15 protein-coding genes, 1 tRNA gene and 1 pseudogene are annotated in these 13,797 nt (G+C 46.1%); 9 read left to right on the forward strand and 8 right to left on the reverse strand.

Annotated features, from left to right (window positions below; genetic code table 11):
• The 3 genes and pseudogenes from PJF56_RS22145 to PJF56_RS09670 all read left to right on the forward strand — a co-directional run.
• Positions 1 to 139, forward strand: a pseudogene (locus PJF56_RS22145) (RNA-guided endonuclease TnpB family protein); the annotation flags it as partial.
• Positions 140 to 483: 344 nt separating this feature from the next.
• Positions 484 to 1,545, forward strand: coding sequence for a uroporphyrinogen decarboxylase (gene hemE / locus PJF56_RS09665; protein ID WP_283762460.1), 1,062 nt, complete (start codon positions 484 to 486; stop codon positions 1,543 to 1,545).
• A gap of 6 nt (positions 1,546 to 1,551) precedes the next feature.
• Positions 1,552 to 2,574: an NAD-dependent epimerase/dehydratase family protein gene (locus PJF56_RS09670; protein WP_283762461.1), complete on the forward strand. Its 1,023-nt coding sequence runs from the start codon at positions 1,552 to 1,554 to the stop codon at positions 2,572 to 2,574.
• A gap of 124 nt (positions 2,575 to 2,698) precedes the next feature.
• Here the strand turns inward: PJF56_RS09670 and PJF56_RS09675 are convergent, their stop codons facing one another.
• Complete coding sequence (locus PJF56_RS09675) at positions 2,699 to 3,142, reverse strand: hypothetical protein (RefSeq protein ID WP_283762462.1); 444 nt, start codon at positions 3,140 to 3,142, stop codon at positions 2,699 to 2,701.
• Positions 3,143 to 3,382: 240 nt separating this feature from the next.
• On the opposite strand from PJF56_RS09675, the gene def reads away from it, so the two are divergent.
• Entirely contained in the window at positions 3,383 to 3,931 is a 549-nt protein-coding gene (def, locus tag PJF56_RS09680; RefSeq protein WP_283762463.1) for a peptide deformylase, read from the forward strand.
• Between the two features lie 24 nt (positions 3,932 to 3,955).
• On the forward strand, positions 3,956 to 4,498 hold the full coding sequence (locus PJF56_RS09685) for an SRPBCC family protein (RefSeq protein ID WP_283762464.1): 543 nt from the start codon (positions 3,956 to 3,958) through the stop codon (positions 4,496 to 4,498).
• Between the two features lie 4 nt (positions 4,499 to 4,502).
• Here the strand turns inward: PJF56_RS09685 and PJF56_RS09690 are convergent, their stop codons facing one another.
• Entirely contained in the window at positions 4,503 to 5,639 is a 1,137-nt protein-coding gene (locus PJF56_RS09690) for an esterase-like activity of phytase family protein (RefSeq protein ID WP_283762465.1), read from the reverse strand.
• Between the two features lie 173 nt (positions 5,640 to 5,812).
• Complete coding sequence (locus tag PJF56_RS09695) at positions 5,813 to 6,829, reverse strand: M23 family metallopeptidase (protein WP_283762466.1); 1,017 nt, start codon at positions 6,827 to 6,829, stop codon at positions 5,813 to 5,815.
• 277 nt (positions 6,830 to 7,106) lie between these two features.
• Between PJF56_RS09695 and PJF56_RS09700 the strand changes: the two genes are divergently transcribed.
• On the forward strand, positions 7,107 to 7,307 hold the full coding sequence (locus tag PJF56_RS09700) for a DUF2949 domain-containing protein (RefSeq protein ID WP_283762467.1): 201 nt from the start codon (positions 7,107 to 7,109) through the stop codon (positions 7,305 to 7,307).
• 19 nt (positions 7,308 to 7,326) lie between these two features.
• On the opposite strand, the gene PJF56_RS09705 is transcribed toward PJF56_RS09700, so the two are convergent.
• Both PJF56_RS09705 and PJF56_RS09710 read right to left on the reverse strand, forming a co-directional pair.
• A complete protein-coding gene (locus PJF56_RS09705) occupies positions 7,327 to 7,602 on the reverse strand; it encodes a hypothetical protein (protein WP_283762468.1) in 276 nt (91 codons plus the stop codon).
• Complete coding sequence (locus PJF56_RS09710) at positions 7,595 to 7,837, reverse strand: hypothetical protein (protein WP_283762469.1); 243 nt, start codon at positions 7,835 to 7,837, stop codon at positions 7,595 to 7,597. Before PJF56_RS09710 ends, PJF56_RS09705 begins: the two co-directional genes overlap by 8 nt.
• A 78-nt stretch (positions 7,838 to 7,915) precedes the next feature.
• Here PJF56_RS09710 and PJF56_RS09715 point away from each other — a divergent pair, with 78 nt between their 5' ends.
• Positions 7,916 to 8,359, forward strand: a complete 444-nt coding sequence (locus PJF56_RS09715; RefSeq protein ID WP_283762470.1) for a heavy metal-responsive transcriptional regulator — start codon at positions 7,916 to 7,918, stop codon at positions 8,357 to 8,359.
• Between the two features lie 22 nt (positions 8,360 to 8,381).
• Here PJF56_RS09715 and PJF56_RS09720 read toward each other — a convergent pair whose 3' ends face one another.
• The gene (locus PJF56_RS09720) at positions 8,382 to 11,087 is read right to left on the reverse strand and encodes an AAA family ATPase (protein ID WP_283762471.1); all 2,706 of its coding nucleotides are present in this window, start codon (positions 11,085 to 11,087) and stop codon (positions 8,382 to 8,384) included.
• Positions 11,088 to 11,221: 134 nt separating this feature from the next.
• Positions 11,222 to 12,103: a hypothetical protein gene (locus PJF56_RS09725; protein WP_283762472.1), complete on the reverse strand. Its 882-nt coding sequence runs from the start codon at positions 12,101 to 12,103 to the stop codon at positions 11,222 to 11,224.
• A gap of 78 nt (positions 12,104 to 12,181) precedes the next feature.
• Here PJF56_RS09725 and PJF56_RS09730 point away from each other — a divergent pair, with 78 nt between their 5' ends.
• A complete protein-coding gene (locus PJF56_RS09730) occupies positions 12,182 to 13,402 on the forward strand; it encodes a patatin-like phospholipase family protein (RefSeq protein WP_283762473.1) in 1,221 nt (406 codons plus the stop codon).
• Positions 13,403 to 13,467: 65 nt separating this feature from the next.
• Positions 13,468 to 13,556: transfer RNA gene (locus tag PJF56_RS09735), tRNA-Ser, on the forward strand.
• Here PJF56_RS09735 and PJF56_RS09740 read toward each other — a convergent pair.
• Complete coding sequence (locus PJF56_RS09740; protein ID WP_283762474.1) at positions 13,538 to 13,747, reverse strand: hypothetical protein; 210 nt, start codon at positions 13,745 to 13,747, stop codon at positions 13,538 to 13,540. The genes PJF56_RS09735 and PJF56_RS09740 overlap by 19 nt on opposite strands.
• Between the last annotated feature and the right edge of the window lie 50 nt (positions 13,748 to 13,797).

The raw sequence follows: 13,797 nt of genomic DNA on the forward strand, positions 1-13,797 counted from the left end.
ACATTTAGATCGCGATATAAATGCCAGTTGTAATATCTTGGCCGCAGGACTTGCGGTGTCAGTCTGTGGAGCGAGTGTAAGACCAGAGCAGAGTAAATCTGTGAAGGCAACTGCTATGAAGCAGAAACCTAAATTGTGAGATTTAGGAATCACCGTCCTTCTAGGGCGATGAGGATGTCAATAAACCGTCGTGCTATCTCCACAAGTTGAGCGTCAGTATTGGAAAAAAGCCAAAATTCTATTCTATAGTGCTTTGGGCGATCGCGAACATGAATGCGCTGGTAATAGGTAAACCGTTTGATCGCATCTTATGAGATGATAGGGGAGGCAATCCGGAAGATCGCAGCCGGTTGTCTGGATCGGTGAAGTGAACTGGCTTGTCCTCAACTGTTAGCCCAAAGAAGCAACGAACTGAGCTACCAGACTTCCCTATCCCCAATTTTTGCACTCATCTCCAGCCCTTGGCCTATAAAACCCTGAAGCATGACTCAATCAACTGAGATCCCCTATCTATTACGCGCTACCCGTGGAGAAGTCCTCCCTCGTCCCCCCGTATGGATGATGCGGCAGGCAGGACGCTATATGAAAGTCTACCGCGACCTGCGAGATAAGTATCCGAGCTTTCGGGAGCGCTCCGAAAATCCCGAACTCTCCCTAGAAATTTCTCTGCAACCCTATCGCGCCTTTGAACCAGATGGGGTCATCCTGTTTTCTGATATTCTCACCCCCTTACCGGGAATGGGGGTTCCCTTCGATATTGTGGAAAGCAAAGGGCCGATCATTGACCCCCCCATTCGCTCCCTAGAACAAGTGGAAGCAGTGACTCCCTTAAACCCAGAAGAGTCCCTCCCCTTTGTGGGCCAGGTGTTACGGGAGTTACGCCAAGAAGTCGGCAATAAGGCTGCTGTATTAGGCTTTGTGGGGTCTCCTTGGACATTAGCCGCTTATATGATTGAAGGTAAAACCTCCAAAACCTACAGCAACATTAAACGCATGGCCTTTAGTGAGCCACAAATTCTACACCAACTCTTGGGTAAAGTGGCAGATTCGATCGCCACTTACGTCAAATACCAAATTAAAAATGGCGCTCAAGTCGTACAATTATTTGACTCTTGGGCCGGTAACCTTAGTCCCATTGATTATGAAGCTCTCGCCCTACCCTATCAACAACGGGTGGTTAAGCAAGTCAAAGCTGAATATCCCGATACGCCCCTGATTCTATACATTAGCGGCAGTGCGGGGGTGTTTGACCTGATGCCCAAATCGGGAGTCGATATCATTAGTGTAGACTGGACGGTGGATATGAAGGATGCCCGGTCTCGTTTGCCCGAAACCATGGGAGTACAAGGCAATGTCGATCCCGGTGCGCTGTTTGGATCGAAAGACTTTATCCGCGATCGCATGATCGACACCGTTCGTAAAGCTGGCAATCAACGCCATATCCTCAACCTCGGTCATGGGATTTTACCAGGAACACCCGAAGAAAATGCTCAGTTTTTCTTTGAAACCGCAAAACAAATGGATCAACTGCTGGCGACCTGTTAATCGATTATGACCCGAACCCCATCAACCCCGAAAAAAAAACGGATTTTCATGACCGGTGCAAGCGGTTGCATTGGCCACTATATCGCTGAATCTCTGATTCAAAACACCGGTCATGAGCTGTTTTTGCTCGTCAGAAAACCAGAAAAACTCAAATTCGACTATCAGGCGCGATCGGGTATCACAATTTTAGAAGGCGATTTGCGCGAGATTAGCCAATATAACGATCTGTTGAGTACCGTTGATGGGGCCATTTTAGCCGCCACCGCTTGGGGCGGGCCAAGGGAAGTATTTGATATTAATGTTGTCAAAACCATTCAACTCATTAAAGCATTAGACCCGAATGTTTGTAACCAAGTCATCTACTTTTCTACCGCCAGCATTTTAGGTCAACAAAACCAACCTTTACCCCAAGCAGGACAGTTAGGAACCGACTATATTCGCTCTAAGTACGACTGTTATCAGCAACTGAGTAAACTCGCCAGCGCTCCACCCATTTCCGTCATCTTTCCCACCCTAGTCTTTGGTGGCGATGAGAATAAACCCTATTCCCATCTGTCCTCTGGACTCTCAGAAATTCCCAAATGGATTAACTTAGCTCGGTTTTTGAAAGCCGATGGTAGTTTTCATTTTCTCCACGCCTACGATATTGCCCAAATTATTACCCATTTGGTAGATTATCCCCTCCCTCCTGACCCCAAAGAAGATTTTGTATTTGCCCATCATCTCGTTTTAGGGAATCCTGTAATAACCATTGATGAGGCTGTGGAAGAAATTTGCCAGTTTTTGAATAAAAAAATTTATTTTCGCATTCCCCTATCCCTTGCTTTAGCTGACACCCTGATTGGCATTTTGCGGTTGGTTGGCGTGAAAATTGAAATGGCAGCTTGGGATCAGTTTTGTATGCGCTATCGCCATTTTCGCTATCAAAACCCTGTCAATCCGACTACTTTTGGCTTAACCACCTATTGCCCCACCTTAAGCGATTTGCTTAAAATTAGCGGAGTCAGAGCTAAACTAGACCAGGGGTAATAGCATTATTTCTTTTTAATCTTGCAACTCAAGGTTGTTTCGGCTGTCGGCAACTTGAAGCAGGTCGGCGACAGCCGAAACAGGAGTGCGGGTATCTTGCCCGCTTCTTAACTCATGAAAGGGTCTAGTTTTTAGCTTTACGAGCCATCTCTAAAAAGCCTTTCATGTTGGGGCCGGGGCGACGGCGACTCATGTTTTGCCCTAATCCCGTATTCATGTACTTGGTTGCAAACCCTTCTTCTACAACGGGTTGAGCCGGTTTAGCCACAGCCGCAACTTTAGGTTGAGCAACGGGTTTGGCCGCAGGGGTAGCTTGTTCGGGGGCAGCTTTCTGTTTTGCCTTTCTGAACGTTTTGGTTTTCTTCCCTTCTTTTTTCGCAGTTGTCTTGGCAGGAGCTTCTGTTTTTGCTGCGGGTGCGGGTGCTTGAGCAGGAGCTTCAGGGGCTTTAGGGGCTTCTGGTGCAGGAGAGGCTACAGGTTGGGTTTCGGTTTTTGGGGTGTCATCAAATTGAACTTGAAAGTTATCACTTTTTTTCTTGCCACCGAATAAATTTTTCAGGAATGCCATAGTCGAAAATACTCCTAAGAGTTCTAAGGGTTGATGGGTAGATAGGGATTGGATCTATCTATACTGCATAAGCTTCTTAAAGAATTTTAAGTTTTGTGCGTATCTAGCACAAGATTGATTAAAATTTATTTACAATTATTTACATTGTCTTCAATTGAGGGACATTGAGGCGATCGCCTGTTACATTCGTTTATATTAGTTTCAGCTATATTACCCTTAAGTGTCATCCAGTCAACGGTTATGACAGAACCTTTAAACATTTACCCACTTGGTCATCCCCTTCTGCGAACCATCGCCCAACCCATTGCCAACCCAGAAGATCCACAGATTCAACAACTCATCGATCGATTAATTACGACAACAGAAACCAGTCACGGGGTTGGCATTGCCGCTCCCCAAGTTGGACAACCTTACCGTTTATTCATTGTTGCCTCTCGCCCTAATCTACGCTATCCCCATGCTCCAATGATGGAACCTACCCCACTGATTAACCCGCAGATTATCAGCCATTCTGATACCCAAATCAAAGGATGGGAAGGCTGTTTAAGTGTACCGGGAATCCGAGGATTCGTGCCCCGATTTACGGAAATTGAAGTTGAATATATCGATCCCACCGGTCAACGTCAGCACCGAATATTTACTGATTTTGTGGCTCGTATTATCCAACATGAATGGGATCATCTAGAGGGGAAACTTTTTATCGATCGCGTGGAAAGTACCCAAGATTTAATCAGTGAATCGGAATACTACCGACAAATTGTTGGCACTCCCAACCCCTCCCCATCTTAACTCTGTTATCCAGGTCTTATCTGTATGAATCAAACCAGTGTATGGGTTAATCACATTACCAAAGCTTGCAACACTCAACCGTCTGTATCTGTGATCGACGGTCAGATTTTTGTGAAAACGGAACCTTGGGGGTTGGGGGGAGGCAGTGCGATCGCTCAATTGTATCTGCCCCTAAATCGTCAGCAATGCTGGCACAACGTGACCAACTATCCCCAATGGGTGAACTATTTCCCCGATCTCACCCAGAGTAAAGTTTTACCCAATACTCAGCACATCTATCAAACTGGGGTTAAAGACTTTATTCTGTTTCGTGCCGAAGTAGAAGTTTATCTCAAAGTTCGAGAAACGCTGAACCAAGCCATAGAATTTCAACTCATTAAAGGGTCATTCTCTGAATTTCTCGCCTATCTTCATCTTCAAGACTATCAACAAGGAACCCTGATCAGTTATGCAGTCCAAGCCACTCCCAATTTTCCCATGCCTGCTCCCTTAATTGAACAAGCCTTGAAGATTGAATTACCGGCTAATTTGCGGCACATGCGCCAAGTTCTTTGTCTGTCTAGTTAACCCATCAACTCAGCAGACGAAATAAAAGAAACTGAGTTTGTTGATGGGAATTAAAATTATCATCACTGACCAAAATTAGACTCTGACTACCATCAGAAAAATGGGGGCCAAATGTCATGCCTTCCAAGTTATCTAGGGTAATCCCTAACCGATCTAAATCGAAAAGCAATTGTTTGCGAATGGCTTTCAAGTCTCCCAGGTTACCTTTGAGAGATTGAACGTTAGATATATCAGTTGCTGCTCCAGTCACTGCTTGGAAGAGTTTGACCTGAAAGCCCGATAAGCCAAAAGAGCGCTCTAGGGTGAGAAAATGTCCTGGTTCATCTAGGGCAAAAATTTCCGTTAAGCCTTGAAATACTGTTTTCGATTGAGGGGGATCGAGTTGATACAGGTGTTCAGAAACCAGCAGAGGGGGCCCTTCACTGAGGAGATAATGCATCCACCGAATTCTGCTATTCACTAATTCTTTGGCTTCTGGATCTTGGTCTTGGGTTAAGGCGGCTTCTGTTGCGACAAATACCCGCAAGGGTTCGCCTGTTGTGGGTACAGAGCCGATGGGGTTAGTGGTTAAAGATTCAAATCCTAAGTTATTTTGTACTCCTTTTTCTTGCTCTTCTCCTGGAGAATCGGGGATATAGCGCCGGGGAATGGGGAGTTGATTTAACCATTGTCCGGTTTGACGGTCATATTCGGCGATCGCAGGGGGAATCTCTGGGTCGGCAATACCTTCACTGGCAATTAAGAGGCTTTGGTTGGGAGTTATGGCTAGTCCTTCTGGATCGAGGGTATTTTCTGGATAAAGCGTACCTTCGGGGCTTTTTAAGGGCGTTACCGCTTCTAGATTGACTTGAAAGGGGTCGAGGGAAAGATTAAAGGTATAAAAGCGAGCTGGGCCGTGAAAACTGCGGTCATCGGAAAGGGCATAAAGTTGATTGCGGACTCGATCGTAGGCGATCGCCGATAAGCCCCCTACGGTTGTTCCCTGAAACTCCCTTTTCGATAGGCTGAACTCGCCTACCCATTCCAAAGACAAGGGCAAAAATAACCGCTCTTGGGCACTCACTTGAGGCAGACTACAAGCCGTAAGCAACCCAACCAGACAGATACTTAACAGAAACCGAGAAACCAAGAAGCCTTTCATTATATCAAATCCTTACATAGTTGCTACAGATGATTGACAGGGGGACGCGGAGACAGGGGGACGCGGAGATTGATGTGTAGCGTGATTTTTGGGATTTGATACTACTGCCACACCCAGACCATTCAATCAACCATAACGGCATCTTAACCGATTGGCCGACAATTCCCCATTCCCTATTCCCCATTCCCCCTAGAAGCCACATTATTACAATTCAAATATTCTGCACTGCAAGGATCGACCGGTTGTCCATAGACTCCAGGAGGATAAACTTCAAAATGTAGGTGAGGGCCGGTTGATTGTCCGGTACTGCCGACTAAACCAATCGTATCTCCCTGACGGACTTGCATTCCTTCACGAACTACAATTTTCGACAGATGACCATATAGGGTGCGCGTACCATCGGCATGTAATAAGGTGATGGTTAAGCCTCCTTCTCCAGCCGATTCGTTAGCAAACGCCACTTTGCCATCTGCTACAGCCCTGACTGGACTGCCCATGGGGGCCACAAAATCAACGCCTGCATGGAGTTCTCGGCCCCATCTGCGGGTCGTACGCCATCCATAACCGGAGGAAATGGGAGCATTGGGTAGGGGATACAGCCAGGTGGTTGGGTTAGGAGCGGGGGGTTCTAGGGTAGAGGGCGGAGAAACCCAAGGGCGATAATCCTCCCCATTGCCATTGGGTGGGGAATTCTCTGGGGGGTTTTCTGTGGGATTGTCCCATGGATTCGGTCTCTCTAGAGAGGGTTGGGGAAAGCGTCGGCTGGGTAACCGAGCCGCCGTGAAGTTACCTGTGTTGGGAATTACGCCACTGGAACTAATGGCAAAATGGGAAAAGACTTGATATCCTTGGTTCCTCAATCGGGGCACAATAGAAGCCATACTCGTCTGATAGGTCAGTGCCTGCAAGCCTTCTACTGTTTCTAGTTGGCTGCCTGATTGTTGAAATAAATGACACGCTTTTATGCGATCGTTGGGAATTCCGGTGAGGCGGCTAATAGTTGCTATATCTCGATCTTGGGTATTTTGAACAAAAACAAATCGGCTGTTTAGGTTACAAGCATCACTGGAAGACGATCGCCAATTCCAGCTTTGAGCGATGGATGCCTGTTGAGGAATAACGATGCGAGCAAGGGGCACAAGGGCGATCGCCAATCCCAATACAGCCAAGCGGATACGTTGTGTGATCATCAATTTACTCCCAAGAACTCTCGATCAAAAGCACTGCCTCAGTCTCGGATTAAAGACTTATATTATCGGATCTTGCGATCGCTCATGCCACCAATCCGGGCATTCTGGAATTTTGAGTGCCGCGATCGCGATCTCTATCACATCTCAGGGTCGGTTGAGATCACCTGTAGACGATCTCTAAGCTCACAAGATAGGTAGTGATGCTGTCACTGGCAAATGCTGGGTAATTGGCGAAGATAGGATTATCGATTAATTCAGTTGTGCTGCCTTAACCATCATGTTTACTCCCACCACCACCCTCCAACCCATGATTCAATTCTTGCAACGGGATCTAGAACTGCCAGCCACCTCCATTCGCCTAGCGTTGCGCCACCATGATAGTAATCCCACTCTGTTGCCAATGACTTTGTGGCAGTATGGATTGATCACCTTAGAGCAACTCGACAAAATCTATGATTGGCTGTTTTCGCAAGTCTAAGGGATCTGTGCATTCTGGCTTATCCTCTTCTACGGGGACGAGATTGAAACCAGATCGCGATACCACTACTGGCTAAGAGGAGTAATCCGAAGCCGTTGACAAAGGGATAAATCAGTTCTAGGTTAATGCGGCCAAAGTGACCGCGATGGAATTCCAAAAGCCATAAAAAATCATTAGCTTTTCCGGTAACCACTGCAACCTGAAACAGCGATCCAGTAATTAAGGTCAGGAAGATGGGGAACACCATGATCGGTGCTAACCAAAAATGCAAGCGACGGATATAGATTCTATTCATTCATCTTATTTTTCGCTGTAATTAATACAATAGGTGTGGCCACTAAAGCAAATACCATGAATGTTCCCACATCGAGCATGGGATAGGCAGGAGGGGGATCTATCCCAGGGGCAATTTCTTGATGCACCATCACGGGAGTAGGAGAGGGTTGGATCTCTTCTTTCGCAGTTGGTTCAGGTTCCACAGGGGGGCGGTCATGGGAATGCCCAGCATGGGCAAGCAGAGTCAAGGTCATGGCATTGAGGGTAAGGATCTCGATGCTATGGTAAACTCTCTAGTCAAGGGGAGAGTCAAGGGAATTAAGGTAAATCCTATGTTGTCATCCCAATCTGACTGCTTATTGATCGGACAAGTCAAAGCCCAAAGCGGTGTTCCGATTAAAACCATTCGCTATTACGAACAATTGGGATTGATTGAGTCTGTCGATCGCACAGACGGAGGGTTCCGGCTATTTTCGCCCCAGGTCTTATCCCGGTTAGCCTTTATCCGGCGATCGCAACACTTAGGCTTTAGTCTCCAAGAAATTAAACAGATTTTGACCATTCACGATCGCGGTCAACTGCCCTGCGAACAAGTACGCCACAATATCGACCTCAAAGTCGCCGATATAGACCATCGGATTGCTGAATTAAAACAATTAAAACAAGAATTACTCGATTTAGTTCAAGACCCTCCTGATGTAGATGAATTAGAAGATCAATTAGAAACCCCCATTATTTGCCCGATTATCCAACAATCTCATCCAACATCCAATTAAGACACTTTACTCATTGCTCATTCTAACCGCGCTGAATATGAATTAAATTCGACATATTTTCAAACGTATCATCATGGCTAATCACAAACAATTGCCGGAACGATTTTAGATTTCCGATCGCCTCCGCCAACTGTTGACGGCGCGGGCGATCCATATTCGTCGTCGGTTCATCAAAAAAGGCAATATCCAAATCCGATAGAGTCCGCAAAATTGCCAATCTCACCGCCAGAGCCGCACACATTTGTTCCCCACCAGACAAGCTCTTAAAATTGCGCTTATAACCCTCTTCTTGCACCACAATATCATAGTCTTCTGTCCATTCCAGAGCCACATTTTGCCGGTTCATCAATTCTCGAAAAATCGTATCTGCCTCTTGGGAAATTTCCGCCAGATAAAATTTAGTGATCCGAGGAGAAGCCTGATTAAAGAAGAACCGAGCATCCTTAATAAATTGCCAATTTTGTTGCGCTTTGTGCAGTTCGACTAAAGTTTTCTCACGCTTCTTCGCAATTTCTCCTTTTTTAACTAAAGATTGACAGATATCAGTTAATTGTTGTCGTTGCCAAGAAAGCGTCGCCTCCAGTTGTGCCAAGCGATTATTCATATTTTGTAGATCTTGCTCTACTTGTTGGATTTCGGCTAAACTATAGGTAGAACTCAGACCATCGAGTTCAGCTTGCTTTTGCTGTTTTTCAGTTTGCAGTCGATCCCGTTGAGCGCCTATTTTCTCAAGGTTCTGTTGCCGTTCTTCCAAGGTTTGAGCCTCTTTTTCAGATTGAACATAGAGCAAATACCCAGAAGAATGCTCTTGTTTAAGTTGCTCTACCTTGGTAATTTCCGCTTCAAGGTTTTCAAAAGCCCTGAGTTGCTCATTGAGAGTATCTAGAGCTTGCTGAATTTTTTGTTGTTGCTCCGTCAACTGTTGCCATTCCTGTGCTATATCAGGGGCGCTGGCTAGTTGTTGCTCTAAGAACTGACGTTGCCCTTTAGGGTTAGCAAGCTGTTTCAGGCGATCGCCAATTTCTTGTAACTCCCCAGTTAACCCGTCTTCCCCCTCCAGTTTCTCCTCTAAGGCAATTAACTGCCCTCGTAATGCCTGCGCTTCCTGCTTCAGTTGGGCTTCCTGTTTCCGTTTACTAGGTAAGTTTTTTAACTCTGCCCGACATTGATAAGCAAGTTCCAATTGCGATCTTAACTCTTCACAAGTTACCCTTAAATCCTGTTCGCTCACCTGTTGTTTTAAGTCAGCCCCCATCTGGTAAAGTCGCTCTAAACTCCGATCTTGGCAACTTTTCCCGGAGGTAATCAAGGTTTGTACCTTTGGCTCTAGGGAGGGTAACAGGGGTTGGAGTTGCTGAGAATAGGATTGCTGCTCTTCCCCCAAATTGATTAACGTATCAATCTCCTGGGCAAACTGCTGGGCAGCCGCCACCCTACTGAGTTGAGCTTGATATTTTTGTAACTCTTCCTCTAGCTGGGGAATTTGCGCCACAGAAGCTTCTAACTCTTGCAGGCGATCGGCCTCTTGTTTCACCTCATTCAACCGCTCTAAACAGTTATATAACTGCTGCTCCGTGCCCTCCTGTTCGCGCCTGTAATCTTGCACAGCTTGCAGTTGAACTTGCACCGTTTGCTGTTTCTCTTCTAAGTCATTTTGCTCTTCTACCCCAGGAACCAATGCTTGAATTTTCCGTTCTGCATCCTGACAACTTTCCCGTTGTGCCTCCAGTTTAGCTAACTGATGCTGCAAGCGTTGTAAACCTTTCCCCTGTTGTTCTTTTTCCCCCAACAGTCGCTGTTGACTTTTCCGACTTTTTCCCAGTTCCCTTAACTCACTTTCCGCTCGTTCATAGGCGCGATAACTAGCTTTATTTTCCTCACACTTTTGGGCACTCTCTTGGGCTTCTTGATAGGCTTTTTCTCGATGATCATACTCTTGATGCACCCGTTGATACTCTGCCTCTAACCCTTGTAGAGCTTGGGTACATTCTTCCACCTGTTGCTGATGTTGCTTAAACTCGCTTTGGCGCTGTTCCAGGGTTTTCAGTTTCTCAATCACCGCCTTTTTTTCTGCTTCCCCATTCTCTATTACTGCATTAACTTCTTGATGGCGATCTTGCAGGGATTGCCAATCTTCTAATTGCAGATCGAATCGCTCTAAATGTTGCTCGCAGGTTGTCACCTCATCTTCTGCAAACCGATCTAACTCCCTAGATTTTTCCTGAGCTTTTTTGTACTCTTCAACTCGTAAGATTGGGTCAAATACTGCCTTGCGCTCTCCTGGTTTTTTAAGAAAATCAACGGTAAATGTTCCTTGAGGAATCCCAATGGCATCTGAAAAGACTTTCGCTAAATCCGCATCTTTAGGAATTCCTAAGTGTTCTTGTAACCATAGCACCACATCATTCACTTTAGTCGGGTCGAGTTTACTACCAATCTGCGGATCGTAAAGCTCATATCCGCGCCGGGTGCAACGTTTCACTTGATAGGTTCTGCCATCTTGATTAGAAATAAATTGCACTGTTGCTTGGGCGCTTTTACTTCCTTTGCGGATCAACTCTTCTCGCTGATACTCACAGGAGTTGAACATTACCCAAGCAATGGCTTCTAGGATAGAGGTTTTTCCGGCACCATTTTCGCCACAAATGGCATTACTTCCCGGCTCAAACTCTAAATAAAGATCGGCGTGGGACTTAAAATTTTTTAGACTAATCGATAAAATTTCCATGGAATGTTAATCCGTGAAGTTGGGTTATATCGTGTTTTTAACTGATTTTAAACCCTGTGTCCTTCATCCCCCTGCCCCCTTCGGCTACGCTCAGGGCAAGCCTTCTCCCGTGGGAGAAGGAAAGCAGAATTCTATCAAACGTCTTTCGCTGCATCCAGGAATAATTTACGGGCAACTGTTTGGATTCCGGTATGGCGATAGTAGTCTGTTGCTTGGTCAATAAACGCTGCTACAAAATCCAAACTATCATCAGAAAATTCAATAAATCCGCCGATATGTTCATAAACACCTTGGGGGGTTAAACCAACAGAACCGACTAAATTATTCATCCATCCTTCTACGGCGTTAAAGGTATTGGTAATAAAGCCGAATTTGTCATCTCCAGGAATAAATCCAGAAATAGCAGAAAAAGCAGGATTACCTTGAAAGGCACTTCTACCTTGATTATCTAAAGTGCCGTGAACTTTTTGTAAAAAGTCCGGGCCTAGAGGAAGTAATCCATCGACCGAGACGAGGGCAGCCATCCGCATCAGAGAGGCCCCTTGATAATGTTCAGTCAGTTCCGTGACAAATTCTCTAGGTTTGAGAACATCTAGACCATTCAACTTGCTGTAGGCAATTAATTCTACGACTAATTTTAAGCATAAATCCACGGATTGGGTGGTATCGGCTTTGGGGGTTAGTTTATTTAAAAATCCCAATAATCCAATTTTTTCGCCCACTTTATTGGCTAGGGCAGCCGCTCCCAGTGCCCGGTCTGCATTGTCGATGGTTTGGTAGAACCAAATGGCGCTTTGATAGCCGTTACTTTTATCGTTATACCGCTCGATCGCCCGGTTGCGGATTGCGCGAATGCGATCGCCGTCGGTTTCCCCGGTCACCACTTCAATGGTATGGTCGCAACCAATGGTATTATCCCACTCTCCAGGGACTACAAAATCCAGAGAATTGAGCATCTTGACCGTCAAGTTATCTGCCGGTAATTCGTCGAGTAACTCAATAATGGAATCGGCCATCTGTAACTCCTGGTTAAATACTGTCTTTATTGTGAATCCTCTCCCCTCGATGTGTCAATAATATGACCAGAAGCAATCGTGAAGCAAAAACAAGGCCGAACCGGGCGATCGCAGTCTACAATTTTTGCAACACCATTAAATCTGCGATCTCCGAAAGTGAACATGGCATCCTACATGAAAATTAATCCCCAACTCCTAGATAAGGGAGGTCTCCGACTCACCAAAGCACAAAAAGAAGAGATTTGGAGCCGTTTTCCCGAACCCATAGAGGGTCACTGCGCCGATGCTATCTTTGAAGGGGGAGGAGTGCGGGGAATTGCCCTCTTAGGGGCCTTACGCTGCTGCGAAGATTTAGGCATTCGGTGGAAAAAACTGGCCGGAACCTCGGCTGGTTCCTTAACCGCAGCCTTTTTAGCCGCCAATTTTGCGATCGATGAACTCGAAGAAATCCTCAGTACCATCAACTACGATCGCATCCTATCCCAAAAAACCAGCCCCTTCATTTTCAACGGCGATCCCAGCAACGACCTGCAAGCACCCTTATGGATGATCTTGTCCTTACTGTTGACCCAACAACTCGGTCAATATGACTCCAACCCTTTCCGCCACTGGATCGCTAAAACGATTAAACCAACCGGTATTCAAACCTTTGCCGATGTCAAACGCCTCGATCCTCAACGAGAACTCAAGGTCGTCGTCTCCAATATCACCCACTGCGAAATGCTCGTCCTACCCGACGACCTCAACCCCAATTCCCAGGGACTCAACTCAGAACAACAAGATCGTCGTCAAGCCATCCTCCAACAACATCATCTCAGCGACTATCAAGACTTTAGCATTGCTGAAGCGGTACGCTTATCCTCTAGTATTCCCCTCTTCTTCAAACCCGAAAAACTTGGTAATGCCTATATTCTCGATGGCGGTTTGCTCAGTAACTTTCCCTTGTGGATTTATGACCGTCCTTCCAGTGACCCCCTCAACCCTCCTCAATGGCCCACCTTTGGTTTTCGCTTAATCGATCAAAACCTAAATCCTCCCGAAATTAACAACGCCCTTGACCTATTTACCGCATCCCTGCGAGCCATGGCCAATGCCAGAGACCGATACCACCTGCGTGACGGCGATCAAGGCCGGGTGATCAATATTGATGTCAGCGATGCCCAGGTCACCACCACCGAATTTTCCCTCAGTTCAGCCAAAAAGGCCAAACTCTATCGCTTAGGATACAAACACACCAAAGACTTTTTCCTCCACCACTGGAACTGGAAAGAGCATCTGATAGCGCGAGGATTTTGCTGAAAAAAAGTCTCTCCATCCCCTTGCCCATCCGGGCTAAATTTGTTATTATGGCTAATGCTTACCTAGGAGAGGTGGCTGAGTGGTCGAAAGCGGCAGATTGCTAATCTGTTGAAGGTATTAGTACCTTCCGAGGGTTCAAATCCCTCTCTCTCCGTTGCCAATATGCTTCCCTTGACCGCCTAATTGGTCAGCATACCGTCTTATCTTTATTCTCAACCAGATGTCAAAGCACCGTTTAATCGTTTCCGGTGTTGATACAGCGCTTCGCGCGGTAATGGGTAATGGGTAATTGGTAATGGGAAAACCATTTTTCACGCTATAATCCCCATTTTTCAGGCTTTTCATGGGACAACACTCTCAAGGAACATTTCGATTACTGTACCTCATAACATCGA

The organism is Roseofilum halophilum BLCC-M91 (assembly GCF_030068445.1).
GTDB classification, from domain to species: Bacteria; Cyanobacteriota; Cyanobacteriia; order Cyanobacteriales; family Desertifilaceae; genus Roseofilum; species Roseofilum halophilum.

Bases quoted from the DNA above. Each gene is read 5' to 3' on its own strand.
- PJF56_RS09705 (WP_283762468.1), bottom strand. From the start codon at position 7,602: ATGAATAGAATCTATATCCGTCGCTTGCATTTTTGGTTAGCACCGATC.
- PJF56_RS09670 (WP_283762461.1), top strand. From the start codon at position 1,552: ATGACCCGAACCCCATCAACCCCGAAAAAAAAACGGATTTTCATGACC.
- PJF56_RS09715 (WP_283762470.1), top strand. From the start codon at position 7,916: ATGTTGTCATCCCAATCTGACTGCTTATTGATCGGACAAGTCAAAGCC.
- def (WP_283762463.1), top strand. From the start codon at position 3,383: ATGACAGAACCTTTAAACATTTACCCACTTGGTCATCCCCTTCTGCGA.
- PJF56_RS09720 (WP_283762471.1), bottom strand. From the start codon at position 11,087: ATGGAAATTTTATCGATTAGTCTAAAAAATTTTAAGTCCCACGCCGAT.
- hemE (WP_283762460.1), top strand. From the start codon at position 484: ATGACTCAATCAACTGAGATCCCCTATCTATTACGCGCTACCCGTGGA.
- PJF56_RS09700 (WP_283762467.1), top strand. From the start codon at position 7,107: ATGTTTACTCCCACCACCACCCTCCAACCCATGATTCAATTCTTGCAA.
- PJF56_RS09725 (WP_283762472.1), bottom strand. From the start codon at position 12,103: ATGGCCGATTCCATTATTGAGTTACTCGACGAATTACCGGCAGATAAC.
- PJF56_RS09740 (WP_283762474.1), bottom strand. From the start codon at position 13,747: ATGAAAAGCCTGAAAAATGGGGATTATAGCGTGAAAAATGGTTTTCCC.
- PJF56_RS09710 (WP_283762469.1), bottom strand. From the start codon at position 7,837: ATGACCTTGACTCTGCTTGCCCATGCTGGGCATTCCCATGACCGCCCC.
- PJF56_RS09690 (WP_283762465.1), bottom strand. From the start codon at position 5,639: ATGAAAGGCTTCTTGGTTTCTCGGTTTCTGTTAAGTATCTGTCTGGTT.
- PJF56_RS09695 (WP_283762466.1), bottom strand. From the start codon at position 6,829: ATGATCACACAACGTATCCGCTTGGCTGTATTGGGATTGGCGATCGCC.
- PJF56_RS09675 (WP_283762462.1), bottom strand. From the start codon at position 3,142: ATGGCATTCCTGAAAAATTTATTCGGTGGCAAGAAAAAAAGTGATAAC.
- PJF56_RS09685 (WP_283762464.1), top strand. From the start codon at position 3,956: ATGAATCAAACCAGTGTATGGGTTAATCACATTACCAAAGCTTGCAAC.